This is a genomic window from Salininema proteolyticum (assembly GCF_042685645.1).
In the GTDB taxonomy this organism is placed as follows: domain Bacteria; phylum Actinomycetota; class Actinomycetes; order Mycobacteriales; family Micromonosporaceae; genus Salininema; species Salininema proteolyticum.
Map to the genome: position 1 here is coordinate 2952567 of NZ_JBHUNX010000001.1, position 26243 is coordinate 2978809.

At 70.4% G+C, this 26243-nt stretch carries 22 protein-coding genes; 15 read left to right on the plus strand and 7 right to left on the minus strand.

Going from position 1 to position 26243, the window contains the following annotated elements; translation table 11 throughout:
* The first annotated feature begins 54 nt into the window (after positions 1-54).
* On the plus strand, positions 55-723 hold the full coding sequence (locus tag ACFTE1_RS13670; protein ID WP_380622245.1) for a TetR/AcrR family transcriptional regulator: 669 nt from the start codon (positions 55-57) through the stop codon (positions 721-723).
* A gap of 313 nt (positions 724-1036) precedes the next feature.
* On the opposite strand, the gene ilvD is transcribed toward ACFTE1_RS13670, so the two are convergent.
* Entirely contained in the window at positions 1037-2881 is a 1845-nt protein-coding gene (gene ilvD, locus ACFTE1_RS13675) for a dihydroxy-acid dehydratase (RefSeq protein ID WP_380622247.1), read from the minus strand.
* Between the two features lie 189 nt (positions 2882-3070).
* Between ilvD and ACFTE1_RS13680 the strand changes: the two genes are divergently transcribed.
* Positions 3071-3490, plus strand: a complete 420-nt coding sequence (locus tag ACFTE1_RS13680) for a hypothetical protein (protein WP_380622249.1) — start codon at positions 3071-3073, stop codon at positions 3488-3490.
* A gap of 2 nt (positions 3491-3492) precedes the next feature.
* Here ACFTE1_RS13680 and ACFTE1_RS13685 read toward each other — a convergent pair whose 3' ends face one another.
* Positions 3493-4431: a hypothetical protein gene (locus ACFTE1_RS13685; RefSeq protein WP_380622251.1), complete on the minus strand. Its 939-nt coding sequence runs from the start codon at positions 4429-4431 to the stop codon at positions 3493-3495.
* Positions 4432-4593: 162 nt separating this feature from the next.
* Here ACFTE1_RS13685 and ACFTE1_RS13690 point away from each other — a divergent pair, with 162 nt between their 5' ends.
* Both ACFTE1_RS13690 and ACFTE1_RS13695 read left to right on the plus strand, forming a co-directional pair.
* Positions 4594-5526: an NAD(P)-dependent oxidoreductase gene (locus ACFTE1_RS13690; protein ID WP_380622253.1), complete on the plus strand. Its 933-nt coding sequence runs from the start codon at positions 4594-4596 to the stop codon at positions 5524-5526.
* Between the two features lie 108 nt (positions 5527-5634).
* Positions 5635-6039 carry a VOC family protein gene (locus ACFTE1_RS13695; RefSeq protein ID WP_380622354.1) on the plus strand — a complete coding sequence of 135 codons (405 nt, stop codon included), beginning with the start codon at positions 5635-5637 and terminating at the stop codon, positions 6037-6039.
* A 109-nt stretch (positions 6040-6148) separates the two neighbouring features.
* Here ACFTE1_RS13695 and ACFTE1_RS13700 read toward each other — a convergent pair whose 3' ends face one another.
* The 4 genes from ACFTE1_RS13700 to hemE are packed head-to-tail and all read right to left on the minus strand — an operon-like array spanning position 6149 to position 9722.
* Positions 6149-6601, minus strand: coding sequence for a S26 family signal peptidase (locus tag ACFTE1_RS13700; protein WP_380622255.1), 453 nt, complete (start codon positions 6599-6601; stop codon positions 6149-6151).
* Complete coding sequence (gene hemQ, locus ACFTE1_RS13705) at positions 6598-7314, minus strand: hydrogen peroxide-dependent heme synthase (RefSeq protein ID WP_380622257.1); 717 nt, start codon at positions 7312-7314, stop codon at positions 6598-6600. Before hemQ ends, ACFTE1_RS13700 begins: the two co-directional genes overlap by 4 nt.
* The gene (gene hemG / locus ACFTE1_RS13710; RefSeq protein WP_380622259.1) at positions 7311-8690 is read right to left on the minus strand and encodes a protoporphyrinogen oxidase; all 1380 of its coding nucleotides are present in this window, start codon (positions 8688-8690) and stop codon (positions 7311-7313) included. The genes hemQ and hemG overlap by 4 nt, the downstream gene beginning before the upstream one ends.
* 9 nt (positions 8691-8699) lie before the next feature.
* Entirely contained in the window at positions 8700-9722 is a 1023-nt protein-coding gene (hemE, locus tag ACFTE1_RS13715) for a uroporphyrinogen decarboxylase (protein WP_380622261.1), read from the minus strand.
* 190 nt (positions 9723-9912) lie between these two features.
* Between hemE and ACFTE1_RS13720 the strand changes: the two genes are divergently transcribed.
* The 11 genes from ACFTE1_RS13720 to ACFTE1_RS13770 all read left to right on the plus strand — a co-directional run bounded on the left by ACFTE1_RS13720 (position 9913) and on the right by ACFTE1_RS13770 (position 24134).
* Positions 9913-10860: an SDR family NAD(P)-dependent oxidoreductase gene (locus tag ACFTE1_RS13720; RefSeq protein ID WP_380622356.1), complete on the plus strand. Its 948-nt coding sequence runs from the start codon at positions 9913-9915 to the stop codon at positions 10858-10860.
* A gap of 9 nt (positions 10861-10869) precedes the next feature.
* Entirely contained in the window at positions 10870-11961 is a 1092-nt protein-coding gene (locus tag ACFTE1_RS13725; protein WP_380622263.1) for a sensor histidine kinase, read from the plus strand.
* Positions 11958-12590 (plus strand): response regulator, encoded by a 633-nt coding sequence (locus ACFTE1_RS13730; RefSeq protein WP_380622265.1) that lies wholly within the window; start codon positions 11958-11960, stop codon positions 12588-12590. Before ACFTE1_RS13725 ends, ACFTE1_RS13730 begins: the two co-directional genes overlap by 4 nt.
* A gap of 82 nt (positions 12591-12672) precedes the next feature.
* Complete coding sequence (locus ACFTE1_RS13735) at positions 12673-13722, plus strand: lipoate--protein ligase family protein (protein ID WP_380622358.1); 1050 nt, start codon at positions 12673-12675, stop codon at positions 13720-13722.
* A 104-nt stretch (positions 13723-13826) separates the two neighbouring features.
* On the plus strand, positions 13827-15035 hold the full coding sequence (locus ACFTE1_RS13740) for an HRDC domain-containing protein (RefSeq protein ID WP_380622267.1): 1209 nt from the start codon (positions 13827-13829) through the stop codon (positions 15033-15035).
* 278 nt (positions 15036-15313) lie between these two features.
* Positions 15314-16435 (plus strand): thiolase family protein, encoded by a 1122-nt coding sequence (locus ACFTE1_RS13745; RefSeq protein ID WP_380622360.1) that lies wholly within the window; start codon positions 15314-15316, stop codon positions 16433-16435.
* A gap of 1 nt (position 16436) precedes the next feature.
* Positions 16437-18518: a 3-hydroxyacyl-CoA dehydrogenase NAD-binding domain-containing protein gene (locus tag ACFTE1_RS13750; protein ID WP_380622270.1), complete on the plus strand. Its 2082-nt coding sequence runs from the start codon at positions 16437-16439 to the stop codon at positions 18516-18518.
* 486 nt (positions 18519-19004) lie between these two features.
* Positions 19005-19847, plus strand: coding sequence for a hypothetical protein (locus ACFTE1_RS13755; RefSeq protein ID WP_380622272.1), 843 nt, complete (start codon positions 19005-19007; stop codon positions 19845-19847).
* Between the two features lie 377 nt (positions 19848-20224).
* Positions 20225-21109 (plus strand): hypothetical protein, encoded by an 885-nt coding sequence (locus ACFTE1_RS13760; RefSeq protein WP_380622274.1) that lies wholly within the window; start codon positions 20225-20227, stop codon positions 21107-21109.
* Between the two features lie 215 nt (positions 21110-21324).
* Positions 21325-23505 carry an SCO7613 C-terminal domain-containing membrane protein gene (locus ACFTE1_RS13765; protein WP_380622276.1) on the plus strand — a complete coding sequence of 727 codons (2181 nt, stop codon included), beginning with the start codon at positions 21325-21327 and terminating at the stop codon, positions 23503-23505.
* 92 nt (positions 23506-23597) lie between these two features.
* Positions 23598-24134, plus strand: a complete 537-nt coding sequence (locus ACFTE1_RS13770; protein WP_380622278.1) for a VanZ family protein — start codon at positions 23598-23600, stop codon at positions 24132-24134.
* Positions 24135-24193: 59 nt separating this feature from the next.
* Here ACFTE1_RS13770 and dxs read toward each other — a convergent pair whose 3' ends face one another.
* Positions 24194-26101: a 1-deoxy-D-xylulose-5-phosphate synthase gene (gene dxs, locus ACFTE1_RS13775; RefSeq protein ID WP_380622280.1), complete on the minus strand. Its 1908-nt coding sequence runs from the start codon at positions 26099-26101 to the stop codon at positions 24194-24196.
* Positions 26102-26243 lie beyond the last annotated feature (142 nt).

Genomic DNA, 26243 nt, shown 5'->3' on the forward strand with positions numbered 1-26243 from the left:
GTTCTCGAAGTCTAGCGTTCAAGTACAGTGTTCGCAAACAAGTGAGAGGAAGAGATGACGGACGACTCCCAACCGATCTGGCTGCGACCTGAGCGAGCCGCCACCGGACGCCCGGCCGTGCGCAGCCGTGCCGAGATAACCGCCGCGGCGGTGACCGTCGCCGACCGGGGCGGACTGGAATCCGTGTCCATGCGGAATGTCGCACTCGAGCTGGGAACGGGTGCGGCCTCCCTGTACCGCTACGTGGCCGGCCGCGACGACTTGTTGGACCTGATGGTCGACGCGACCGCAGGGGAGCTGCGGCTGGAACCGCCCACCGGGGATCGGACCGGAGATCTCGTCGCGGTCGCCGAACAGCTCTACGCGGCCATGACCCGGCACCCGTGGCTGCCCGAGCTCGTCTTGATCCGTCCCGTTCTGGGCCCCAACGCCGTCGGAGTCCTCGACCACGTCCTCGACGTCCTTTCCGACCACCCGGGCGACGGGGCGGCGAAGCTGCAGATCTACGCGCTGCTCAACGCGGTCGTGGCCACTTTCGCCCTCAACGAGCGCGCCGCCTCCGACAGCCCCGCACGGGCCGTCGCCTATCTGAGCCATGTCGCTGCGACCGGAGACAAGCCGCGCGTCACGGACCTGTTGGAGGACCTCGCCGCATCGGACCGGACTCCGGAGGAACGCCGCACCGAGGCCTTGACCTCGATCTTGTCCGGGCTATTGCGGTGAAGGCGCTCATCGGGAAGCACGCGGGGCAGAGCGAATGGCCTCGGAGTGGTGGAGGATCGGGGACGACCGGGCCTGACGGGTTCGGCAGGTCAATGAAGCCGGCCGCATAAGAGTGCGGACAGCTACTTCCGGAAAGGCCCACCGACGCTCGGGCGCCGCTGAAGCGTGGCCGAATGGCACCGTGCCGGTCCATGAGAGCAGGGCTTACCTCACCGGATGGCGCGGTGGAAATGGCGGAGATACGGCGAGCGCGGGTCCCCACCGGTAGACCGGTCGGGAACCCGCGCTGCCGTGTCGTCTCCAGTGAGGCTCGTTAGTCGACCTTGCGGATGGCTCCGTCGGAGGCCGGCTGAGCCATGGACGCGTAGGCCTTGAGCGCCGTGCTCACGACGCGGTCGCGGTCGACCGGAGTGTAGGGCTGGTCCCGCTTCTCCTGGGCCACGCGACGTTCCTCGAGCACGCTCGGCTCCACTTTCAGGTCGATACGCCGCGAGGGGATGTCGATCTCGATGGTGTCGCCGTCCTCGACCAGCGCGATGGTTCCGCCGCCGGCGGCCTCGGGGCTCACGTGCCCGATGGACAGGCCCGAAGTTCCTCCGGAGAAGCGCCCGTCGGTGATCAGCGCGCAGGCGCGGCCGAGTCCCCTGCCCTTGAGGAAGGAGGTCGGGTACAGCATCTCCTGCATGCCCGGTCCCCCTTTGGGGCCCTCGTAGCGGATGACGACGACGTGGCCCTCTTCCACCTTCTTGCGGAGGATCCCGTCGACCGCCTGATCTTGGGACTCGAAGACGATCGCCTTGCCGGTGAAGGTCAGGCTGCCGTCGGGGACGCCCGCGGTCTTGACCACGCAGCCGTCTTCGGCGAGGTTGCCGAAGAGGACCGCCAGGCCCCCGTCGACGGTGTAGGCGTTCTCGGCCGAACGGATGCAGCCGTCTGCGGCGTCGGTGTCCAGGGTCTTCCACCGGTTCTCGGTGGAGAAGGCCTGCGTGGTCCGGACTCCGCCCGGGGCAGCGTGGAAGAGCTCTGTCGCCTCTTCGCCGGGCGATTCGGAGCGGATGTCCCACTTGGACAGCCATTCGTCGAGGCTCGGCGAGTGGACGGAGTGCACCTCCCGGTGCAGCAGCCCGGCCCGGTCGAGTTCGCCGAGGATCGCGGGGATGCCGCCGGCGCGGTGAACGTCCTCCATGTGGTACTTGGGCGAGTTCGGCGCGACCTTGGCGAGGCAGGGCACCCTGCGGCTGATCGCGTCGATGTCGGCGACGTTGAAGTCCAGCTCCGCCTCGCGAGCGCCGGCCAGGAGGTGCAGGATCGTGTTGGTGGACCCGCCCATGGCGACGTCGAGGGCCATGGCGTTCTCGAAGGCCTCGCGGGAGGCGATGGTGCGGGGCAGGGCGGTCTCGTCGTCGTGGCCGTAGTAGCGGCGGCAGAGGTCCATGACGGTGCGTCCGGCGTCCAGGAAGAGGTCGCGGCGGGCGGCGTGGGTCGCCAGGGTGGATCCGTTGCCGGGCAGGGAGAGGCCGATGGCCTCGGTGAGGCAGTTCATCGAGTTGGCGGTGAACATGCCGGAGCAGGATCCGCAGGTGGGGCAGGCGGACTGTTCCATGGCGGAGAGTTCGGCGTCGGAGACCGAGTCGTCGGCGGCGGCGATCATGGGGTCGATGAGGTCGAGTTTGCGGGTGACGACGCCGTTCTCGTCGACGGTCTTGCCCGCTTCCATGGGGCCTCCGGAGACGAAGACGACGGGGATGTTGAGGCGCAGGGCGGCCATGAACATGCCGGGCGTGATCTTGTCGCAGTTGGAGATGCAGACGAGGGCGTCGGCGCAGTGGGCGTTGGCCATGTACTCGACGGAGTCGGCGATGATCTCGCGGGAGGGCAGTGAGTAGAGCATGCCCTGGTGTCCCATGGCGATGCCGTCGTCGACGGCGATGGTGTGGAACTCGCGGGGAACCCCGCCGGCCTCGCGAATGGACTGAGCTACAAGGTCGCCGAGGTCTTTGAGGTGGACGTGGCCGGGTACGAACTGGGTGTAGGAGTTGGCGATGGCGACGATGGGCTTGCCGAAGTCGTCGTCCCCCATGCCGGTGGCGCGCCAGAGGGCGCGTGCGCCGGCCATGTTGCGGCCGTGTGTGGAAGTTCGTGAACGTAGCTCTGCCATTCATCGATTCTCCCATATTCCATATGTTGGGACAAAAGTGGTTACATGTTAGGACAGCTCGCGTCTGGGCAGGCGCTTGCGGGCCAGCCTGGCGAAACGGGTCGCAAGGCCGTGCGCTGGGGGTGTGGCCGATCGTCGGCACGTGCTCTATACATTGGATGAAGACTGTTAGAACGGCCCTGGAGTGAGATGGACGGACGAGACGCGCGAGAGGGCGGGAGGCCCGCGAAGGTGGCGGTGGGAGCCGGAGTCCTCTGGGCCCAGGCCGCCCTGACCGTGCTGGGCGGGATCATCCTGTTCGCCGCGGCGGCGTCGGGCACGGTGGAGCTGCGCCCGGCGGGAACGGTGGCCGTGGTCGCCGCGGCCTTCGGGGCGGTGGCGAGCGCGGTGCTCGCCTGGTGCGTCTGGCGGGCCGCGAACTGGGCCCGGTTGACGGTGCTGGTCTTGAGCGTCGCGGGATTGTTCGTGTCGCTCGGAAAGTACGGCCAGACGGGGGACGCCTTGTTCATGGCGGGCGCCCTGACCTCGTCGGTGATGGTGTATCTGATGGCGTCGGCGGAGGCAAGGGACTGGTGCCGGGGCGAGAGCCCCTCGCCTGACGTTGAGTGAGGTCAGAGTAGGCGCGACCGCGCACGGTGGACGGCGAGCGCCGTCGCGAAGAGGAGGGCTCCGGCGACCGCGCCGCATGTTTCGGCCAGGATCGCCGGCAGGTGCCGTGAGAGGCCGTCCGAGTCGGGCGCGAAGGCCGTTCCTATGAAGAGGCGCCAGGAGTTCCAGGTGAAGAGGCTTCCCGAGCCGATCCACAGGAGTGCCATGGGGAGCCATACGGGGGTTCGGGCGCGCCCGCGCAATAGGATGAGCGCGCAGACGGCGGCGGTGACGGCCCAGGCGGCTTCGGTGGCGAAGAGGGTGGCGGTGCCGGGGTCGGCGCCGTTGTAGAGGTCGTCGCGCCATAGGCCGCCGCCCAGGGTCCAGTAGAGGACGGTGGCCGCGGTCGCCAGGGCGAGCGGGATGCCGGCGGCGGCGGGCGTGCGGAGCGGCCCGTGGTCGCGGACGCGTCCGGTGAAGGCGTGCGGCCAGCGTTCGCGGAGGTAGAGGGGTCCGGCTATGGCGATTCCGATGCCCATACCGATGAAGGCGATGGCGACGAGGACCATTTCCCACTCCGGGATGGCGGCGACGATGTCGCCGGGGTCGCCCTTGTCGGGCAGGAGGGCGCGGACGGCATGGGCGGGGAGGATCGAGACGAGGAATCCGGCGGCGGTCCAGGAGACGAATACGACGGCCCAGCCTGGGAGTCGTCGGCCCCAGTCTTGGGCGAGGGCGAGGGCGATTCCCACGCCGAGTGCGGCCATGCCGACGGTGACGGCGTTGAGGAGGATCCAGTCGGCGGCGGTGGTGGCGCCGGGGATGCCGGAGCCGAGGAGGCCTGCGACGACCCAATAGATCTTGAGGGCCAGGTAGAGCGACAGGGTCGCGGCGGCGAAGTAGCCCGCGGCCTTGCGGACGAGGGTCGGGCGCCGTTCGGGTGCGGTCTGTTCGGTGGTCATGTCCTCAGGATCGCGGTGCGCGGGGGCTTTTCCCTCCCTCTGGAGGGGGATTCCGGTGGCCCGGAAGGGGAAGGTGATTCCGGCCATGGCCGCTGCGGAGCGCGGGGCGGGGGTCCTGGACACCTACCCGGAGGTTCGTGGCGTACGGGAAAGTGCGTACTTGTGCCGGCCGAGGGCCAGCTCAATACTGGTGTCATCACGAGAGAAGGAGAGATGACCATGAATACCACCGGTGCTAAGCAGTATGCGTTCCTCGGACTCGGGAACATGGGACGGGCACTCGCCGGCGCCGCCCTGGCCGAAGGAAGGGGCGTGACGGTCTGGAACCGCACGCCGGGGAAGTCCGCGGAGCTGGAAGAGCGGGGCGCCGTGGCGGCGGAGTCGCTGGAAGACGCGCTGCGGTCCTCCCCCGTCGTGGTCGCCTGCCTCTTCGACCTGGCCTCGGTGGAGGAGCAGCTGTTCGGGCACGCCGACCTGCTGCGGGGCAGGGTTCTGGTGAACCTGACGACTACCAATCCCGAGGAGTCGCGGAAGATCGGCCGGTGGGCCGCGGAGAACGGCGTCCGCTACCTGGACGGCGGGATCATGGCCACGCCGGGGATGATCGGCCGGGAGGGTTCGCAGATCCTCTACAGCGGCGAGGAGGCCGTGTTCGAGGAGGAGCGGGACCTGCTGGACCTGTGGGGCGAGTCGCGGTACTTCGGTTCGGACGCGGGCCTGGCCTCGCTGTGGGACCTGGCGATCCTGGCGGGCATGTACGTCATGTACGCGGGTTTCTTCCAGGGTGCGGCCATGGTCGGATCCGAGGGCGTCAAGGCGGTGGACTTCGCCGCGATAGCGCAGCCGTTCCTCCGTTCCATGACCGAGTTCCTTCCGGTGCAGGCGCAGGTGATCGACAGCGGCTCCTATGAGCACGGCGGGCAGAGCCTCGAGTTCAGCGACCTGGGCAAGATGGTGCGGGCGGCCGACGACCAGGGGGTGAGCCCGCGCGCGGTCCAAATGGTGCAGGACCTCCTCCGCGAGCAGATCGACGCCGGCTTCGGACACGAGGACTTCGAACGGATATTCGAGGGTTTCCGGGGCGGAAATCAGTGAAAAAACATTGACTGAGACGGTCCGTCTCGTCTAGAATCTGTACCGCGGTTCAGCGCCGCCGCGTCCACGCGGCGGGGTGGTTCCGCGCAGATAAAAGGAGATATGTACTTGACCGTACAGTTCAACCACACGATCGTCGGATGCGAGGACAACCGCGTGTCCGCCGAGTACTTCGCCGAGCTTCTCGGGCTCGAGGTGGGCAAGGAGTGGGGGCCGTTCATCCCCGTGGCGCTGGAGCACGGCGTCGCCCTCGATTTCGCCAACGTCCCTCCCCATGTGGAGGAGATCCAACCGCAGCACTACGCGTTCCTCGTCTCGGACGAGGTCTTCGACCGCGCGCTGGGGAAGATCAGGGAACGGGGCCAGGACTACTGGGCCGATCCCCAACAGCAGGTGAAGAACGACTACAACACCAACGACGGCGGGCGGGGCTTCTACTTCCTCGACCCGTCGGGGCACTATATGGAGCTCATCACGGTTCCGTATGGAGGATGGCCCGAGAACACGGCGTGACGGCCTTACCGTCGAACGAACACCACCGGGCGCGAACGGATTCCGTTCGCGCCTTTACCCTGCCCCGAAAACGCTCCGCCCGGCACCGCGGGCGGGAGCCGACGGCGCTTCAGGACTCCTCGTCCAGGGGCCAGTGGTGCATCACCACGCCCAGCAGCTGCGAGGCCGGCACCGTGCCGTGCCGGCGCGAGTCCTCGCCGGCCGGATTGTCGCTCAGCAGGTAGTAGTGGCCCTCGGGGACGGTCTCCTCCGAGTCGGGGATCCGCTCCCCGCCGACGGCCGCGACGCGCTTGACCCACCAGTGGCCGAGCCCCTTGTTCGCTTTCGTGAGCTTGGCCGGACCGGAAGGGTCGAGCCACCCGGTGAGCGGATCGGGGGCCGCCACGACGACGATGTCGCCGGTCTTGGCCTTGTGAGCCTTGCGCACCAGGGCGTCCATCCGCGGCGGCAGCGCCGGGACCATGCTCTCCCCGTCGACCGTGACGGTCAGCAGCCGCCGCGCCAGAAGGAAGTAGGCGGCCCCGAGCGCCACCGCGAGGATCGCGGCACCGGTCCAGGTCACGGCATGTCGGCGATGATGTCGCCGATGTCGCGCCGGCGGCCGGTGAAGAACGGCACCTCTTCGCGCACGTGCAGGCGGGCACGGGAGGCGCGCAGCTCGCGCATGAGGTCGACGATCCGGTGCAGCTGCGAGGCCTCGAAGGCCAGCAGCCACTCGTAGTCGCCCAGGCCGAAGCTCGCCACGGTGTTGGCGCGCACGTCCGGGTAGTCGCGGGCCATCTCGCCGTGCTCGCGCAGCATGCCGCGGCGCTCCTCGTCCGGCAGCAGGTACCAGTCGTAGGAGCGGACGAACGGGTAGACGCACACGTACTCGCGCGGCTCCTCGTCGGCCAGGAAGGCAGGGATGTGGCTGCGGTTGAACTCGGCCGGGCGGTGCAGGGCCATGTTCGACCAGACCGGCTCCAGGTGGCGGCCGAACGCGGTGCGGCGCAGCTCCGAGTAGGCCTTCTGGAGGTCGTCGGGGTTGTCCGCGTGCCACCAGACCATGATGTCGGCGTCGGCGCGCAGGCCCGACAGGTCGTAGGTGCCGCGGACGGTCACCCCCTGGTCGGCACAGTGCTTCTCGAAGAACTCGCGCGTGTCGGCGGCCATGTCGTTGCGGATGGCCGGAGCGGCCTCGCTGAACTTGAACACCGACCACAGCGTGTAGCGGATGCTGTCGTTCAGCTCCTTGATGCGCTGGGCCTTCGGATTGTTGGACTGGGTCTCGGTCATGACTGCTCCCCTTCGGCGTGGGTGTTGGAGAAGAAACTGCTGATCTCGTCGGCGGCGTCCCGGCCCGAGGCGATGCACGCGGCGATGCCGATGCCGTCGACCGACGCCCCGGCCACGGCGATGCCCTGGCGCTCGCGCAACTCCTCGCGCAGGCGGGCCACGCGCTGGACGTGCCCCGGAGCGTACTGCGGAAGCGCCTCGGAGTGGCGGTCCAGGCGGACCTCGACCGGCTCGGGCACCGTCTGCCCGAGGTGCTCGGCCAGTCCGGCGAGCGCGGTCTGGACCAGCTCCTCGTCGGCGGCCTGCGCCAACTCGGCCTGCATTCCGGCCCGGCCGAGGCTGACGCGGACGATGGGGCGGCGCGACCGGATGTGCGGCCACTTGCGCGTCATGAACGTGGAGGCCTTGACCATCCCGGGTCCGGCCACCAGGAACCCGGAGCGGTCGGGCAGGTCGAGGTCGTCGAACGCGAAGGTGGCCAGGGCGATCGAGGCGTACCCGAGGGTTCCCAGCGCGGCGGCCGAGGACGGCGCGACCTCCCGGAGGAGACGCGCGGTGATCTCGGCGGGCGTGGCGAGGACGACGGCGTCGGCCTGGTAGCGGACGGGGTCGGTCAGCGGCCCGGCGAGGACCTCCCAGCCGTAGGGGGTCTGGTGGATCTCGCGGACGGTGAGCCCCAGGCGGATGTTGGCCCGTCCGGCGGCGGCGGTCGCGGTCACGAGCGTGGACAGTCCCGTCGCGATGGAGGCGAAGGGTTTGACCGGCTTGCCGGAGGAGCGCTTCGCCTTTACCTCGGCGATGGCGTCGGGGACGCTGTTGTTCCGGCGCAGGGCCTCGACGAGGGCGGGCATGGTCGCCTCGGCCGAGAGCCGGTCGGGGTCGCCCGCGTAGACGCCGCCGAGCAGGGGCGTGACGAGTTTTTCGAGGAGGTCGTCGCCGTAGTGGGCGCGGACGAGCTCGCCGACGGAGACGTCCTCGTCAGGGCCGAGCACGGGCCGGTCCAGGACGGGCGGCTCGGTCGTCTCGACCAACCCGGCGACGTCGGCCGGGTCGGCGGGGATGCCCATGAACGTCCCGGCCGGGAGGTCGTGCATCTGCCCGTCGAAGACGAGTCCGGCGGGCACGGACGCCGGGTGGACGATCTGGTCGCCGAGCCCGACGTCGCGGGCGAGTCCGACGGCCTCGTCGCGCGTGGCGAGGAGGCTCTCCGCGCCGGCCTCGACGCGGTATCCGGCGAAGGAGCCGGTGGCCAGCCGCCCGCCGAGCCGGTTGGAGTGCTCGGCGACGGTGATGTCGGCGTCTTCGCCCAGGTTCTGGCGGAGCCGGTGCGCGGCGGCGAGGCCGGTGATGCCGCCGCCGATGACGAGGATCTTCATGGAGCTGCCTTAACGGGCGGTGGTCTCGTGGACGTGGTCGACCAGGCGCTTGAGCTGGTCGGGGTTCGTGGTCGGGTGGACGCCGTGGCCGAGGTTGAAGATGTGGCCGGGGGCGGCCCTGCCGGCGGCGAGGACCTTGTCGGCCTCGGCGAGCATGGCCTCCGGTTCGGCGAACACGGCCGTCGGGTCGAGGTTGCCCTGGAGGACGCGGCCCTTGGTGCGGCCGGCGGCCTCGTCGAGGGGTGTGCGCCAGTCGACGCCGATGACGGAGGCGCCGGTGTCGGTCATGGCCTCGAGGAGGTGGGAGGTGCCGACGCCGAAGTAGGTGCGCGGCGTGGACTCCGGGACGGTCATGAGCGCCTGCGTGGCGTAGGGCAGGGCGTAGCGGCGGTAGTCGGCCTCGGAGAGGCTGCCGGCCCAGGAGTCGAAGAGCTGCACGGCGCTCGCGCCGGCCTCGGTCTGGACGCGGAGGAACTCGCCGCAGATGGCCGCGAGTTTGCTCAGCAGCCTGTCCCACAGGTCGGGGTCGTTGCGCATGAGCGTCTTGGTGTTGACGTAGTCGCGGGAGGGGCCGCCCTCGATGAGGTAGGAGGCGAGGGTGAAGGGGGCTCCGGCGAAGCCGATGAGCGGCTTGGGACCGAGCTCGGCGGTGGCCAGGCCGACGGCCTCGGTGATGTAGGGGACGTCGCACGGGTCGAGGTTGCGCAGGCGGTCGAGGTCCTTCTCGGTGCGGAAGGGCTCGTCGAGGACCGGTCCGGTGCCCGGCTTGATCTCGATCCCCACGCCGATGGCGGCGAGGGGGACGACGATGTCGGAGAAGAACACTGCCGCGTCGACGTCGTAGCGCCGCACCGGCTGCATGGTGATCTCGCAGGTCATCTCGGGGTTGCGGCAGGCCTCGAGCATGGTGGTGCCGGCCCGCGCCTCCTTGTACTCCGGCAGTGAGCGGCCGGCCTGCCGCATGAACCAGACCGGTGTGTGGGACGGGGTCTCGCCTCGCGCCGCGGCGAGGTAGGCAGCAGTGCTTTCCATAGTCACATGGTGTCATGCGGGCCGCGGCGCTCCCGGTTTCCGGGGGCGATTGTGGCGCACGAACCTCGCCGGCGCTTCCGGCCTCCTCCTTGTGGTCGGCCGCTCGGGCCCGAAGGAGGGGGTCGCGGCCGTTTTCCGGGCCGACTATGGGGGTCCTGGCAAACGGACGAGGAGGACGATTGTGACCGAGATGATCGACGGAGACGTGACCGGCGAGCCGGCGAAGAGGGTCGGGCGGCGGCGGTTCGGGAAGGCGGCTATCGGCGCCGCTGGCCTGGTCGCGGGTGCGGCGGCCGGAATGGCCGGGGGCGTGGCCCTGGCGCACGAGGCGAGGAACCCCGCGCCGCCGGCGACCGACCGGCGCCGGTTCGAGGGCAAGGCGGTCCTGGTCACGGGGGCGACCTCGGGGATCGGGCGGGCCATCGCCATGGCGGTCGCGGCCGAGGGCGGCAAGGTCGCCTTCTGCGGACGCAGGGAGGACCGGGGTGCGGAGGTCGAGAAGGCCGTCCGAGACGCCGGCGGCGAGGCGACGTACTTCCGCGCCGACGTGACCGACGAGAACGACGTCAAGGACTTCGTGGACGGGGCGGTCGACGTGCTCGGCGGTCTGGACGCGGCGTTCGACAACGCCGGCGTCACCGTCCAGAAGCCGCTGCACGAGTACACCACCGAGGAGTTCGACCTGGTGATGGACACGAACCTGCGCGGGGTCTTCCTCGCGATGAAGTACCAGATCCCGCACATGCTGGACTCCGGCGGCTCCATCGTCGTCACCTCCTCCAGCGCGGCCACGGACTCGTCGGACTCGCAGGCGGCCTACGCGGCGTCCAAGGCGGGGCTGCTGGGCCTGATGAGGTCGGCGGCGTTCGACTACGTGGACCGGGGGATCAGGGTCAACGCGATCCTGCCGGGGACGACGGATACCGAGCTGGTGCGCGGGGCGGCCGGCATGGACGGCATCCCCGACTCGGCCTGGGCGGTGGCGGCGAAGAAGTGGGCCGAGGGGCGTGTCCCGCTGGGCCGCATGGCGACTCCCGAGGAGATCGCGGCCGCGGCGCTCACCCTGGGATCCGGGGAGCACCCGTATATGGTGGCTCAAGAGCTGGGAGTGGACGGCGGCGTGACCGCCCGTTCGTGAGGAGGGGCCGTGAGGGAACCGGGGATCGGGACGAGGGTCGCGGTGGTCGCCGCGGTCTCGGCGGGGTACCTGGCGGCGTATGCGAGGCCGTTGGACGGGCTGCCGCCGGTCGCCTGGGCCTTCGCCGCGGCCGCCGTGGTCGCGACTGCCGGCGCGGCGAAGGCGCCGGTGCCGGCCGTGGCCGTCCTGGCGGCGCTCTTGGCGTCGGCCGATGCGGCGGGCGTGCCCGCGTCGGCGGTCGTCCTCATGAAGATCCTGCTGGGGCTGGCGATGTGCGAGGCGGCGGCGCGGCGCGGCCTGCGGACGTCCCTGTGGACCACCGGGCTCGCCGTGGCCGCCTATGCGGCCCACACGGTCGGGTCCTGGGACTCCGACTCGTGGGGCGCTCTGTTCCGGTCGGCCACGGTGATCGCCGCCCCGGTGCTCCTGGGGCTATTGGCCCACGAGAAGGGGGCCCGCGCGGAGGCGGAGGTGCGGGCGGCCCGGTCCGGCGAGCGGACGGCCATCGCCCGCGAACTGCACGACCTCGTGGCGCACCACTTGGCGTCCATGGTGCTGCGCACGGGCGTGGCCCGGCACGTGGCGGCCGACGCCGACGAGGAGATCCGCGAAGTCCTCGACGACGTCCACACCGGAGGGACCGAGGCCCTGCGCGACCTGCGGGCCCTGGTGGCCGTGCTGCGCGCCGGAGAGGGCGTCGGTGCGGCGGGCTTCCCCGACGAACCGGTTTCGCAGGCGGTCGGCGACGCGGCGGAGCGGGCTTTGAGGCTCGGGGCGACCGTGGAGTCCACGGTGGACCCGGGTGTTGACGCCCTGCCCGCGACGGTCTCCCTGGCGGTGGTGCGGCTGGCGCAGGAGGGGCTGGCCAACGCCGTGCGGCACGGCGGCGGACGGGCCCGGCTGTCGGTCGCCGTCAAGGAGGGCGACGTCGTTTTCCGCCTGAGCAATACGATGGGGTCCAAGGGAAACCAGGGAGACGGATTCGGCCTCGTCGGGCTGAGGGAGAGGGTGGCGGTGTTCGGAGGCGAGTTCTCGGCGGGCCCGGTGGAGGGCGAATGGGTCCTGCGCGCGCGGATCCCCGCCCCGGAGGTGCCGTCGTGATCCGGGTCCTGCTGGTCGACGACCAGCGCCTGGTGCGGGCGGGCATACGGATGCTGTGCGAGTCGGTCGACGACGTGGAGGTCGTCGGGGAGGCCTCCGACGGCGCGGAGGCGGTGCGGCTCGACCGGTCGCTGCTGCCCGGTGTGGTGATGATGGACCTGCGCATGCCCCGGATGGACGGAGTGGAGGCCACCCGCCGGATCCTGGCCTCGCGTCCGACCGCCCGGGTGGTGGCCCTGACGACCTTCGACGACGACGACCACGTCTACCCCGTCCTGGAAGCGGGCGCGCGCGGGTTCCTGGCCAAGGACGCCGACCCCGTCGACCTGCTGGCCGGCATCCGCCAGGCGGCCGGGGACGGCGCCCCGTTCAGCCCGCACGTGCTGAAGAGGCTCGTCTCCCGGGCCGTGAGCGGTTCCCGGAGGACCGCCGCGGAGGGCCTGACCGGGCGCGAGCTCGACGTGCTGCGCCTGGTGGTGGAGGGGCGGTCCAACGCGGAGATCGCCTCGGCCCTGTACCTCGGGCCGACGACCGTCAAGAGCCATCTGGCGTCGCTGCTGGCCAAGACCGGGGCGGCCAACCGAGTGCAGCTCGCGGTGAAGGCCGTGCGCGAGGGCTGGGAGCCGTGAGCGGGCCGTCTCCTATCTACATGGTCACAGTGGGGGAACGCTTCGGACCGATCTGGTGTTGACTGGAGTCATGAGCGAACACGTGCACGGCGAGTACAAGGGCCCCGGCGCCAAGCTGGTGGCCGTCGACGCCTGGATGGAGGAGGGCGAGGTCGTCGAGTTCCGGCTCCACGGGGACTTCTTCCTGGAGCCCGACGACGCGCTGGAGAAGGTGAACGCCGCGATGGTCGGCGTGCGGTCCGACCAGTCCGACGAGGGGATCGTCGCCACGATCAAGGCGGCGCTGCCCGACGACGCGGTCATGGTCGGGGTGTCGGTCGAGGGGATCGTCACCGCCTTCCGCAGGGCCCTGCCCGGGCGCGGCCGCTGGGAGGAGTACGACTGGCGGCTGGTCCACACCGGACCGCAGTCGCCGCGCCTGCACATGGCCCTCGACGAGCTGCTGGCCCGCCAGGTGGCCGCGGGCGAGCGCCCGCCGACGCTGCGGATCTGGGAGTGGGCCTCCCCCACCGTCGTGATCGGGTCCTTCCAGTCGGTGCGCAACGAGATCGACGCCGAGGGCGCCTCCAGGCACGGGATCGACGTCGTCCGCCGCATCTCCGGGGGCGGGGCGATGTTCATCGAGCCGGGCAACACCATCACCTACTCCCTGTACGCGCCCAAAGAGCTCGTGGCGGGCATGTCCTTCGTGGACAGCTACGAGTTCCTGGACGACTGGGTGCTGGGCGCGCTGGCCGACGTGGGCGTGAACGCCTGGTACCAGCCGATCAACGACATCACCTCCGACCAGGGCAAGATCGCCGGGGCGGCACAGAAGCGCCTGGCCGACGGGACGGTGCTGCACCACGTGACGATGGCCTACGACATCGACGCCGACAAGATGCTCGACGTGCTTCGCATCGGGCGGGAGAAGCTGTCGGACAAGGGGACCAAGAGCGCGAACAAGCGCGTCGACCCGTTGCGCCGGCAGACGGGCATGGCGCGCGAGGACATCATCACCGCGTTCGTCGCCCACTTCGAGGGCCGCTACGGGCTCGAGCGCGACGAGCTCTCGGCCGAGGACCTGGCGGCGGCCGAGCGCCTCGTGGAGGAGAAGTTCGGCACCGAGGAGTGGCTCGGGCGAGTCCCCTAGGGGCCGCCGCCGTGATCGCCCGCAAGGCTGTATGAAGGGCGCCGAAGGCGCCCATATCCCGGCAAGAGTGGTCAATACGGGTCATTTGCTCGTAGGGTAAGGGGGTGACCGACGCGAACTCCTCCGCCACCACAGTGACAAGGCCCGCCGACGGCGTTCCCGCCGTCGCCGACACCCAGCCGGCGCTCGACGCCGCCGTCGCGCGATTGCGGGGCGGCGAGGGCCCCGTCGCGGTCGACACGGAGAGGGCCTCCGGGTTCCGCTACACCAACCGCGCCTACCTGCTGCAGTTCAAGCGGGCCGGCTCGGGGATCGCGCTGGTCGATCCGACCGCCGACATCGACTTGACGGAGCTGCGCAAGCTCCTGGCCGCCGAGCCGTGGATCCTGCACGCCGCGAGCCAGGACCTGCCGTGCCTGCACGAGCTGGACCTGCGTCCGCCGCTGCTGTTCGACACCGAGCTGGCCGCGCGCCTGTGCGGTTTCGAGAAGGTGGCCCTGGGGTCGCAGTGCGAGCGGCTCCTGGGCGTCAAGCTCAAGAAGCAGCACTCGGCCGCCGACTGGTCCCAGCGCCCGCTGCCGAAGGACTGGCTTTCCTACGCGGCCCTGGACGTGGAGTTCCTCCATCCGCTATGGGACGAGCTGAAGGACATCCTCTCGTCGCAGGGGAAGCTGGAATGGGCCGAGGAGGAGTTCGAGGCCGAGCGCACCGCTCCCCCGCCCGAGCCCCGCTCCGAGCCGTGGCGCCGCACCAGCGGCATCCACCGCATCCGGGGACGCCGTGCGCTGGCGCGGGTCCGGGCACTGTGGATCACCCGAGACGAGATCGCCGAGTCGCTCGACAAGGCGCCGTCGAAGGTGCTGCAGGACAAGGCGATCGTGGAGATCGCGTCGGTCGATCCGACCGACGCGGGCGAGTTGGTGAAACTGCCCACCCTGGCGAGACGGGGGCGCCCGTACGCCAAGCGCTGGCTGGCGACGCTGGCGGAGGTGCGCAAGCTGCGCGACCGGGACCTTCCGGCCGCCAACCCTCCCCACGACGGACCGCCCGCGGCGCACCGCTGGGCGGAGAAGGACCCGAAGGCCGCCGCCCGCCTGAAGAAGGCCAGGGCCGCAATCGCGGAGCTGGCCGAGGAGAACACGGTTCCGGTCGAGAACCTCCTGACTCCGGCGATCCTGCGCAGGCTTCTGTGGGAGCCGCCGCACCGCCACTCCGCCGGAGCGGTCGCCAAGGCGCTTCGCCAGGCCGGGGCGCGGTCCTGGCAGATCGAGATCGTGGCCGAGACGATCGCCGAGGTCCTCAAGGAGTCCTGAGGCCCCGGCAGCCCCGGCCTTCCGGGAGGGTCCGCCGCTCGCGGCGCGGCTCGGGCCGACCCCGGCCCTCTTGGACGGTTCACGTCCCTTCCCCCACCTGTTCACGCACTACAGCACCGTTGCCGGTAGGCTGGGGGAGGCAGGTGGCAACCTAGGATTACTAGCGAGTAACATGGGTTGTGATGCCGCATACCCAAAGGAGGGCAAGCGTGAACGACACCATTCGCGATGTCGTGTTCGTCGACGGTGTAAGGACGCCGTTCGGCAAGGCCGGGAAAATGTACGACGAGACCCGCGCCGACGACATGATCATCCGCTGCATACGCGCTCTGCTGAAGCGCAATCCGCAGCTTCCGCCGGACCAGGTCGACGAGGTGGCGCTTGCCGCCACCACCCAGATCGGCGATCAGGGCCTCACCCTGGGACGCACGGCCGCGCTCCTCGCCGGCCTCCCCAAGTCAGTCCCCGGATTCTCCATCGACCGCATGTGCGCCGGCGCCATGACCGCCGTGACCAGCATGGCGGCCGCGATCCAGTCGCGCAACTACGACATCGCGATCGCCGGCGGCGTCGAGTCCATGTCCAACCACCCGATGGGTGAGGGCGTGGACCCCAACCCGCGCATCGTCGCCGAGAAGCTCGTCGACCCCGACGCGCTCCAGATGGGCAAGACCGCGGAGAACATCCACGACCTCTACCCGGAGATCACCAAGGACCGCGCCGACGCCTACTCGGCCCAGACCCAGGCCCGCTACGCCGAGCACTGGGAGAAGCTGGCCGCCGACATCGTCTCCATGCAGGCCTACAGCTCCGACGAGGGCTGGACCGTGGCGACCAACGACCAGCTGCCGCGCCCCGGAACCACCGTCGAGGGCCTCGCCCAGCTGAAGACGCCGTTCCGGTCGCACGGCCGCGTCACCGCCGGCAACGCCGCCCCGCTGACCGACGGCGCCACCGCGTGCCTGCTGGCCGACGCCGAGACCGCCGCCGAGCTGGGCATGCCCGCCTCGATGCGCATGGTCGGCTACGCCTTCAGCGGCGTCGACCCGGAGGTCATGGGCGTCGGACCCGTCCCGGCCACCGAGAAGGCCCTGCGCCGCGCCGGCCTGTCCATCGAGGACATCGGCCTGTTCGAGATCAACGAGGCCTTCGCCGTGCAGGTGCTGTCGTTCCTGGAGCACTTCAAGATCTCCGACGACGACCCGCGCGTCAACGCCTGGGGCGGCGCCATCGCCGTGGGCCACCCGCTGGCCTCCTCCGGAGTCCGCCTCATGACGCAGCTGTCCCGCCAGTTCGCCGAGCACCCGGAGGTGCGCTACGGCATCACCACCATGTGCGTCGGCATCGGCCAGGGCGGCACCGTGATCTGGGAGAACCCGAACTTCGAGGGGAGCAAGTAAAGTGAGCACACTGCCCGAACTTCCGGCGTTCCCGGACGAAGTCGTGACCGAGGCGCGCGTGCGCTACATCGAGCCCGCCGGGCTCGGTGGCAAGGCCGCCCTGATCACCCTGGACAACGGCTACGACCACTCCCGCCCCAACTCCTACGGACCGGCCGGCATCAAGGCCCTGTGGGACGCGCTCGACGAGGTCGAGGCCGAGGAGGGCGTCAAGCTCATCGCCGTGACCGGCAAGCCGTTCATCTTCCTCGCCGGCGCCGACATCTCGGCCATGCCGCACCTGGAGACGTACGAGCAGGCCAAGGCCATGGGCGAGGCCGGACACGCGGTCTACCGCCGCCTGAGGAACTCCTCGGTCCCGACCTTCGCCTTCGTCAACGGCGTGGCGCTCGGCGGCGGCCTGGAGCTGGCCCTCTCCTGCCAGTACCGCACCATCGTCCCGACGGCCGCGGCCGTCGGCCTGCCCGAGGTCGCCATCGGCCTCATCCCGGGCTGGGGCGGATCGCAGCTGCTGCCGAACCTGATCGGCCCGAAGAAGGCCGCCAAGGTCATCCTGCAGAACCCGCTCAACCAGAACAAGATGCTCAAGGGCCACGACGCCTTCGAGCTGGGCATCGCCGACGCCGAGTTCGAGGCCGCCGACTTCCTCGAGGAGTCCCTGGCCTGGGCCGTCAAGGTCGCCACCGGCGAGACCTCCGTCGAGCGCGAGGAGATCGACCGCTCCGGCTGGGACGCCGTCGTCGACGCCGTCGCCGCCGAGGTCGAGGAGCGCACGCACGGGGCCAGCCCCGCCGCCAAACGCGCCGTGGACCTGCTGCGCCTGGCCAAGGACGCCGAGTTCGACGCCGGCTGCGAGGCCGAGGACGTCGCCCTCGCCGACTGCATGGTCTCCGCCGAGTGCAAGGCCAGCCTCTACTCCTTCGACCTGGTGCGCAAGCTCGGCAAGAAGCCGGCCGGAGCCCCGAAGAAGAGCCTGGCCAAGGACGTCACCAAGGTCGGCGTCGTGGGCGCGGGCCTCATGGCCGCCCAGATCGCGCTGCTGTTCGCCCGCCGCCTCGAGGTCCCGGTCGTCATGACCGACCTCGACGAGGCGCGCGCCCAGAAGGGCGTCGAGTACGTCCGCGGCGAGATCGACAAGCTCAAGGCCAAGGGCCGCGTCGACGACATCAAGGCCGGACGCCTGCGCGGACTGGTCTCGGCCAGCTCCGACAAGTCCGTCTACGCCGACTGCGACCTCGTCATCGAGGCCGTGTTCGAGGAGATCGGCGTCAAGAAGGCCGTCTTCGCCGAGGTGGAGCCGATCATCTCCGACGACGCCCTGCTGGTGACCAACACCTCGGGCCTGTCGATCACCGAGATGGCCGCGGACCTGTCCAAGCCCGAGCGCCTGGTGGGCATGCACTTCTTCAACCCGGTCGCGGTCATGCCGCTGCTGGAGGTCATCCCGACCGAGAAGACCGACGAGGAGACCCTCGCGACGGCCTTCGCGGTGGGCAAGAAGCTGAAGAAGACCTCGGTCATGTCGGCCGACCGCCCCGCGTTCATCGTCAACCGCCTGCTGGGCCGCATGCTCGGCGAGGTGGCCCGCGCCGTGGACGAGGGAACCCCGGTCGAGGTCGCCAACCTGGCGACCGACCCGATGGGCCTGCCGATGCGCCCGTTCGAGCTGCTGGGCCTGGTCGGCGCGGCCGTCGCCGAGCACCTCGTCACGCACCTGCACGAGGACCTGGGAGACCGCTTCCCGCTCTCGGCGAACCAGAAGCGCCTGGCCGAGTCCAAGGAGCCGGTGTTCGCGAAGGGCGAGAACGGCAAGTTCCACCTGACCGAGCACGGTCAGGGCCTCCTGGAGCAGGGCGACAAGGCGCTGACCGCCGAGGAGCTGCACGAGCGGATCGTCAACGGACTGGCCGAAGAGGCCGGGCTCATGATCTCCGAGGGCGTCGTCCCCGGACCGCAGCAGATCGACCTGGCCATGATCCTCGGCGCGGGCTTCCCGTTCTGGCTGGGCGGCCTCACGCCCTACCTGGACCGGATCGGCGCCGCCGAGAAGGCCAACGGCAAGCCCTTCGGCTCCCTGGGCTAGCTCCGGGACCGAATCTCGCGGCGCGGGAGCGCCTGGGCCGACGAGCACTGCATGTGTCGCACTGAACGCGCGGCGGGGGGTATCCCGCCGCGCGTTCGCCGTGTCCGCCCGCCCCTACCCCGCCGACGGGTCCGCCGAGAGTCCCTGCCATGATCGGTCGTGATCGGAGCACCGGGGACCGGGGCCCTGGTACGGACAGGCCATACCGGACTAATCGCCCTTTACTCCCCCCGCAGTGGCGCACGCCATGCAATCTTTTGATCGAAAGGCGCCTAGTCCTTTCGGGCCAGTCGGGCTTCGGCCTTGGTCTAGATCCCGATCCGCGCCCACAAGGGATTCCGACACGGCGCCGCCGGACGGAGCGATAGTTCCCGTAACCGGCAAACCGCCCGACCGTCCACAGTCAGCGACATATCGACGAATCCCAGTTCGTCGACCGGAGTTTGTCCGTTTTCACCTGCGGAAATCCCCGGCTAGGTTGCAGTGGTGCGAGATTTCAAGAGCATTCAGAGCCAGCAGACCGACGACTCCGGCAAGGGAGGCCTCTTCGCCTCTCTCAAGTCCCGCCTCGCGGTCCTCAAGCTCGACAAGTTCCAGAACCTGAGCCACGCCAAGAAGCGCGCCGTCGTCACCGGCGTCGCCGCCGTCGCCTTCGCGGCCGTCGGCGGACCCAGCACGCTGGCCCTGGCCAACGCCGACCACACCGAGCCCGTCACGGCCCAGGAGGCCTCCTACCGCACCGCGGACTCCGCCGAGGGCGGACAGGGCGCCGAGGTCGCCGCCGAGGTCGAGAAGGCCAAGGAGAAGGCCGAGGAGGAGAAGAAGGACGCGAAGTCCGACGAGAAGAAGGAGAAGGCGGCCGAGAAGAAGGAGGACGTCGTCCTCCACGGCGTCGCCGGCCTGAACGACGAGCAGCTCGAGAACGCCGTCACCATCGTCGAGACCGGCCGCGAGATGGGCATCAGCGAGCGCGGCCAGGCCGTCGCCCTCGCCACGGCCATGCAGGAGGCGAAGATGTACAACGCCCCCTCCGACGCCGTCCCGGAGAGCTACCAGTACACCGACTCCTCCGTCAGCTACACCGACCACGACTCGGTCGGCATCTTCCAGCAGCGCACCTCCATGGGCTGGGGCAGCGTCGAGGAGCTGATGGATGTCGAGACCTCCGCCAAGAAGTTCTACGGCTCCCTGGAGAAGGTCGGCGGCTGGGAGGACATGTCGGTCTCCGGCGCCGCCCAGGCCGTCCAGCGCTCGGCCTTCCCCGACGCCTACGCGCAGTGGGAGTCCATGGCCCACGACGTCGTCTCCGCCTACAACAAGGCCTCCTAGCCTCCCGGCTCACTGAAAGAACGCACCCTGCGGGGGGCGGGTTCCGACGGGAACCCGCCCCCTTCGCCGTACGGCCCCGACGGATACACTCCGACACCCTTGTATAAACGGGGTATTCACCGACTCAGGCCCCGTAACGCTCCTCACGGGAAAACCTTCGCCTCTTTTCCGCTCCGCCGTTCGTATGAATCGAGCCCGCGAGAGATTTTCGCCGAGCCCCAGATCAAAGCCTCGCTCGCGCGACTGCGCCGCGATAGCTCCACTATCGGACATTTGCGTCTTCTCGGGGCACGGCGCCTTCCTGTACGCCGCCTGGGAGCCCGCGAGAGACATTCGCCTCCGTCGAACCGCCGGTCCGCCCACTACCCTTAACCGCGATGAGATCGGGCAGAGGAAGCAGCGCGGCGAAGACGGAGTACGGCAACGAGTCCCACGTCGTTCCCGGAAGGCACGGCTTCAACAAGAGGACGTACGGCAGGCACAGCCGTCCCGTGACCGACCGCGCGGCCCTTCTCCAGACCGTTTCGAGCCGGGCGGCCGCCGTGGGTGTCGCCGGCGTCGTGGCGGGCGGGTCCGCCGTCGCGGCCGGCACCGGCATCACCGGACTCGACGACTCCCCGACCCCGGCCTCCCATTCCGAGCAGGCCGAGGACATAGTCGACGAGGCCCTGGAGGCCTCGCTCGCCACGGACTTCGCCCTGCTGCCGCCCGAAGAGGACGAGGAGGGCGACGCCGAGGACGAAGGCGCGGCGGAGGAAGAGGACGCGGAGAAGGAGGAGAAACCCGCGGAGCCCACCGTGGAGGAGCTGCGGGAAGTCGACTACTCCGCCTCGGAGGTGTTCGGACTAAACAAGACCCAGCTTCGCAATGCCGAGCTGATCGTGGAGGCCGGCCGGGAGGCGGGGATGGGCGAGCGCGCCTGGGCCGTGGCGCTGTCGACGGCCATGCAGGAGTCGAACCTCTACAACTACGCCAATCCCGCCGTGCCCGAGTCCTACGACTACGGCTACCAGCGCGAGGGCCGCGACTACGACTCGGTCGGCCTGTTCCAGCAGCGCGCCTCCCAGAACTGGGGGTCGGTCGAGGAGCTGATGGACCCGAAGAAGTCGGCGAAGCTGTTCTACGAGCGCCTGCGCGACGTCTCGGGCTGGGAGCACATGTCGGTCACGGCCGCCGCGCAGACCGTCCAGGTCTCCGCCTTCCCCGACGCCTACGCCAAATGGGAGGGCATGGCCTGGGACGCCATCGGCGTCCTGGGCTGAGCGGCGCCGGCCGGCGCTCTCTCCCCGTGGGAAAGCCCAGCGAGAAAAGGGCCGCGTGCGCAGAAAACGACTCGCTCGGACTGTGGGGTTCCACGAAAATCCGGGCGCTCCTTTGTGCGTCCCCCGTGAGGTCCACCAAAGTTTTTGTGGATATCCTCTAAATTTTGGCCTCTTGGCGTAGTCGGACGGTGGCGGACCCCAAGGAGACTGGACACATGACTGACAACGACGCCGAAGGGCGCGAGGTGGCCTCGTCCACCCTACAGACGATTCTTCTGGCGGCCGGAGGGCTGCTGATAGCCGGGGCCGTCATCGTGTTCACCGCGGTGTCCTGGAAGGACTGGGGCGACGGCGGGCGCCTGGTGTTCCTGGCCGGAGCCACGGCCGTGTTCCTCACCATCCCCCTGGGTCTGAAGCGGTTCGGCCTGAGCGCCACCGCCGAGACGTTCGCCGCCCTGGCTCCCGTCGCACTGTGGTGCTCCGGGTTGGCCGGCTACTACCTCCTGCTGGCGCCGGGCGCCGAGTTCGAGCCGTCCACCGTGGCGGTCGGGACGGTCGGCGTCATCCTGGCGACGCTGGCCTACCGGGCGCTGGCGGGCCTCTCGGCGCCGGGCTGGGGCATCGTGCTGCAGGCGGGCGCGGGAGCCTACTACGCGCTCCACGAGGGCCTGTGGACCTCCCTGGGGCTCCTGGCGGCCCTGGCCGCTGCGAGCGCCGTGACCGCGCTGGTCGTGAAGCGCACCCCGGCCGACCGGTCGGGCAGCGACGAGTGGGCCTGGAGGGTCAACGCCCTGGCCGCCGTCCTGCTGGCGACGCTGGGGCTCGCCCGGATCGCCTTCGAGTTGGACCCCGACTACTTCGCGACGCTCGCGGCCGGCCTGTTCACTCTCGCCTCTCTGGGCCTGGTGGTCACCGTTCGGCTGTACGCGCTGGGCCGTCCCTCGCTCCACGTCGTCCTCGTGGCGGTCGCGACCGGCGTCGCCGGCCTGGCCGCCGCGATCGTCTCAGTCAACACCGGCACCCCGCTGCTCATGGTCGCCGGTGCGGCGCTGACCATCGGCGTGGTCATCAGCGCCGCGGCCGCCGGGGAGGAGCGGGGCCCGCGCCGCGGTGCCTACGCGGCGGCCCTCATCCCCGCTCCCATCGCGGTCGGCACCCTGTGGATGACTATTGTGGACTCGCCGGCGCTGGTCACCTACGCGGTCGCCACGGTCCTCCTGGCCGGGTTCGGCCAGACCGTCCGCGGCGAGCTGAGGAAGGGGTTCCGCCAGGCGGGGCTCTTGATCGGGGCGGCGCTCGCCGGAGCGGCCTTCGCTTGGGGCGCGTTCGCCCTGGTCGTCTACGCCGGCGGCGACGCCGAGTTCGTCAGCTGGCAGCCGCCCGCCGTCCTGGCCGCGTCGATCTTCCTGGTCCCGTTCGTCCAGCGCGTGTGGCGCCTGGAACTGGCCGTTCTCACGACCGTCGGGCTGGCCGTCTCGCTGGCGCCCCGCCTGGACATGAACGCCGGGCCGTGGGCGACAGTGGCCCTCAGCGCGGGAGTGTCGGTGCTGCTGGCCGCCGTCCCCTTCGCCACGCGGTGGATCGCCGTCCGCGTCGTCGGGTGGGTCGCGGCCCTCACCGCCTTCGCCGTCACCGCCGCGACGCTGTCCTTCCGACTCGAGGTCGACACGGAGTGGTGCCTGCTGGCCTTCTCCGCGGCCTCCCAGGCGCTGTCGCTGACCTACCACCTGCTCGACGACAGGCGCGAGGACCACGAGTACGTTCTCATCCTGTTGCACAGCGCCTCCATCGCCCCGTTGGCGGGCATCCTGTTCTTCGACGCGACCACCGCCGCGGTCGGGCTGATCGCCTACGGGACGCTGTGCCTGGTCCTCGCCGCGACCCGCGCCTGGCCGGCCGGGCTGACCGGGGCCGCCGGGGCGAGCTACCTCTTGAGCCTGTGGGTCATGATGGCGGACAACGACGTCGAGGTCATCGAGGCCTATTTCCTTCCGCCCGCGGTCATCGCCCTCGGCGTGGGAATCCTCGCCGCGCGCCGGCTTCCGGAGGCGTCCTCGTGGATGACGATCGCTCCCGGGGCGCTGCTGCTGGTCCTGCCGACGCTCGTGCAGTCCTTCGGTTCCCAGGACGATCTGGTGCGGCGCGGCGCGGCCGTGTTCCTCACGGTGGCCGTCCTGCTGCTGGGAACCTGGCAGAAGATGCAGGCCCCCATCGTGATCGGCGCTGCCGCGACGATCGCGGTGTGCGTCAACGAGATCGTCATGGTCTGGACCCTGTTGCCGACCTGGGCGCCCCTGGCGGTCGGCGGCGCTCTCCTCGTCGGAGTCGGGGCGACCCTGGAGAAGTGGCGGCGAGACGTGGTCCGGCTCGGCAAGGCGGTCAAGTCGATGAAGTGACCGCCGGGCGTATTCTCGGTGGAGTACTTCGGGAGGCGCGGGTGGGCCCGCGCCTCCCTTCGCCGTCCGTTCTCCCCCGCTGAGGAGCCCGCATGCTGTTGCCCTGGCAGAGGTTCGCCCTACTCGCGGCGGCCCTGGCGCTGCCGGCCATCGCGGCCGGGACCTTCCTCAACGCCCGCAGGCGGAGGAGGGCCGGGTCGCTTGAGCCCGTCTACCGGCACGCCCTGGCGGAGACGGCGGCGCTGGCCGGGACCCTGCCGTTCGTCGCCATGATCCTCACCCCGACCTCGGCCGAAGGCGGCGTGAGTCTGGTGCCCTTCGCCGACCTGGCGGCGCTCCGTTTCACCGAACCGGGGTTCGCGGCCGTCCAGGTGGTCGGCAACCTCCTCGCCTTCGCCGCGTTGGGCGCCGCGCTGCCGGTCCGTTTCGCGCTGCGGGCCTGGCAGGTCGCCGCCATCGCGGCGGCGGCCTCCGTGTCGGTGGAGGTGCTGCAGTTCGCCCTCCGGCTGGGCAGGATCACCTCGGTCGACGACGTCCTGGTCAATACGGCCGGCGCCGTCGCCGCGTCCTGCCTCACCCTCCCGTGGTGGAGGGCGGCCGGGCTCAGCACCGTCGAGAGCCGGAGCTGACCCTTCACCGCCGTCCCCGCAGAGCTCCCCCGGGCTCAGCGCGAGCGCCGACCGGAAGCTCAGCGGCGCTCCTTGACCGCCTCGCTGATCCTCTCGACCAGATTGTCGGCCGTCATGCCGATCTCCTCGAAGATCTCTGCCCGGGTGCCGTTGTCGATCCAGCGCTTCGGGATCCCGAAGTCCAGCACCGGGGCCGAGACGCCGTGGTCTCGCATCGCGGCAGCCACCAGGTCGCCGTAACCGCCCTCGCGCACGCCGTCCTCGACGGTGACGACGAGGTCGAACTCGGCGGCGTACTTGACGGCGTCCTCGGACACCGAGTCCACCCAGCGCGGGTCGGCGACGATCGACTTGACCCCGTCGGCCGACAGCCGCTGCGCCGTCTCCAGAGCCAGAGAGGCCATCGCGCCCACCGAGAGGACCAGGATCTTCGCCTCCTCGTCCTCGTGCAGGACGTCCAGGCCGTGGCGCTGGTCGGACGCGGCGATCTCCTCCACGACCGCGCCGGTCGGGAAGCGCAGCATCGACGGGCCGGAGTCGTCCGAGACGGCCTCGGCCAGCTCCTGGCGCAGAGTCACGGCGTCGCGCGGCGCGGCCATCCGCAGCCCGGGCACGACGCGGAAGACCGACAGGTCCCACATGCCGTAGTGCGAGGGCCCGTCAGGGCCGGTCACCCCGGCGCGGTCGAGGACGAACGTCACCGGCAGGCGGTGCATGGCCACGTCCAGCAGGACCTGGTCGAAGGCCCGGTTCATGAAGGTCGCGTACACGGCCACGACGGGGTGCAGCCCCGCGAGCGCGAGCCCGGCGGCCGAGGTGGTGGCGTGCTGTTCGGCGATGCCGACGTCGAAGACGCGCTCGGGCATCTTCTCGGCCATCGGCGCGATGCCGGTGGGCCCGGCCATGGCGGCGGTGAGGGCTACGATGCGCTCGTTCTCCTCGGCCTGCTCGATGAGCGCCTCGGAGAAGACGTTGGTCCAGCGGACCTTCTTGCCGCCCAGGGGCTCGCCCGTGACGGGGTCGAAGGCGGCGGAGGGGGCGTGCATCTGCTCGGCCTCGTCGGCGCGCGCCGGCGGCCAGCCGTGGCCCTTCTCGGTGAGGACGTGGACGAGGACGGGGCCGCCGAAGTTCTTGGCCTTCTCCAGGGCGCCGGTGAGCTCGTCGAGGTCGTGGCCGTCGATGGGGCCGACGTACTTGAGTCCGAGGTCGGAGAACATGCCCTGGGGGGAGAGGGCGTCCTTGATGCCGGTCTTGGCGGCGTGGAGCGCGGAGTAGGCGGCCCTGCCGAAGACGGGGATGGACTCGACCTGGGTCTTGATCTTCTCCAACGCGGGCTCGTAGGAGGGGTCGAGGCGCAGTCCGGTGAGGCGCTTGGCGAGTCCCCCGACGGTCGGGGCGTAGGAGCGGCCGTTGTCGTTGACGACGATGACGACGGGGAGGTCGTCGCGTCCGGCGATGTTGTTGAGCGCCTCCCAGGCCATGCCTCCGGTGAGGGCTCCGTCCCCGATGACGGCGACGACGTGGTCGTCGCGCTTCTGCAGCCGGAAGCCCTTGGCGAGCCCCTCGGCGTAGGAGAGGGAGGTCGAGGCGTGGGAGTTCTCCACGAAGTCGTGCTCGGACTCGGCCCGGCTGGGGTAGCCGGTGAGCCCGCCGCGGCGGCGCAGTCCGTCGAACCGGTCGGCGCGCCCGGTGAGGATCTTGTGCACATAGGACTGGTGCCCGGTGTCGAAGACGACGGGGTCGTCGGGGGAGTCGAAGACGCGGTGCAGGGCGATGGTCAGCTCGACCACGCCGAGGTTCGGGCCGATGTGGCCGCCGGTCTTGGCGACCGCCTCGATGAGGAAGCGGCGGATCTCCTCGGCCAGCCGGGGGAGCTCCTCGGGCGCCAGGGCCTTGAGGTCCTCGACGCCGCCGAGGGTCTCGAGGAGCGGTCGCTGATCGCTCGATGGGTCGTCGTGACAGGTCATGTCAGTCCTCTCCGGTTGGCTTCTCCCCCGGGGTCCGGACGTCCCGGGGCTGGGCTCTCCTGGGCGGACTCGACCGCCCGCGGCCGGCGACGCCCGCGGTCCCGCGGTTCCGGCCCGCGGGAGGAGCCACGGCAATACATTC

Excerpts from the sequence above, each read along its gene's own strand:
- ACFTE1_RS13670 (WP_380622245.1), top strand. The coding sequence starts at position 55 with ATGACGGACGACTCCCAACCGATCTGGCTGCGACCTGAGCGAGCCGCC.
- ilvD (WP_380622247.1), bottom strand. The coding sequence starts at position 2,881 with ATGGCAGAGCTACGTTCACGAACTTCCACACACGGCCGCAACATGGCC.
- ACFTE1_RS13680 (WP_380622249.1), top strand. The coding sequence starts at position 3,071 with ATGGACGGACGAGACGCGCGAGAGGGCGGGAGGCCCGCGAAGGTGGCG.
- ACFTE1_RS13685 (WP_380622251.1), bottom strand. The coding sequence starts at position 4,431 with ATGACCACCGAACAGACCGCACCCGAACGGCGCCCGACCCTCGTCCGC.
- hemQ (WP_380622257.1), bottom strand. The coding sequence starts at position 7,314 with ATGACCGAGACCCAGTCCAACAATCCGAAGGCCCAGCGCATCAAGGAG.
- hemG (WP_380622259.1), bottom strand. The coding sequence starts at position 8,690 with ATGAAGATCCTCGTCATCGGCGGCGGCATCACCGGCCTCGCCGCCGCG.
- hemE (WP_380622261.1), bottom strand. The coding sequence starts at position 9,722 with ATGGAAAGCACTGCTGCCTACCTCGCCGCGGCGCGAGGCGAGACCCCG.
- ACFTE1_RS13720 (WP_380622356.1), top strand. The coding sequence starts at position 9,913 with ATGATCGACGGAGACGTGACCGGCGAGCCGGCGAAGAGGGTCGGGCGG.
- ACFTE1_RS13745 (WP_380622360.1), top strand. The coding sequence starts at position 15,314 with ATGTACGACGAGACCCGCGCCGACGACATGATCATCCGCTGCATACGC.
- ACFTE1_RS13760 (WP_380622274.1), top strand. The coding sequence starts at position 20,225 with ATGAGATCGGGCAGAGGAAGCAGCGCGGCGAAGACGGAGTACGGCAAC.
- ACFTE1_RS13765 (WP_380622276.1), top strand. The coding sequence starts at position 21,325 with ATGACTGACAACGACGCCGAAGGGCGCGAGGTGGCCTCGTCCACCCTA.
- ACFTE1_RS13770 (WP_380622278.1), top strand. The coding sequence starts at position 23,598 with ATGCTGTTGCCCTGGCAGAGGTTCGCCCTACTCGCGGCGGCCCTGGCG.
- dxs (WP_380622280.1), bottom strand. The coding sequence starts at position 26,101 with ATGACCTGTCACGACGACCCATCGAGCGATCAGCGACCGCTCCTCGAG.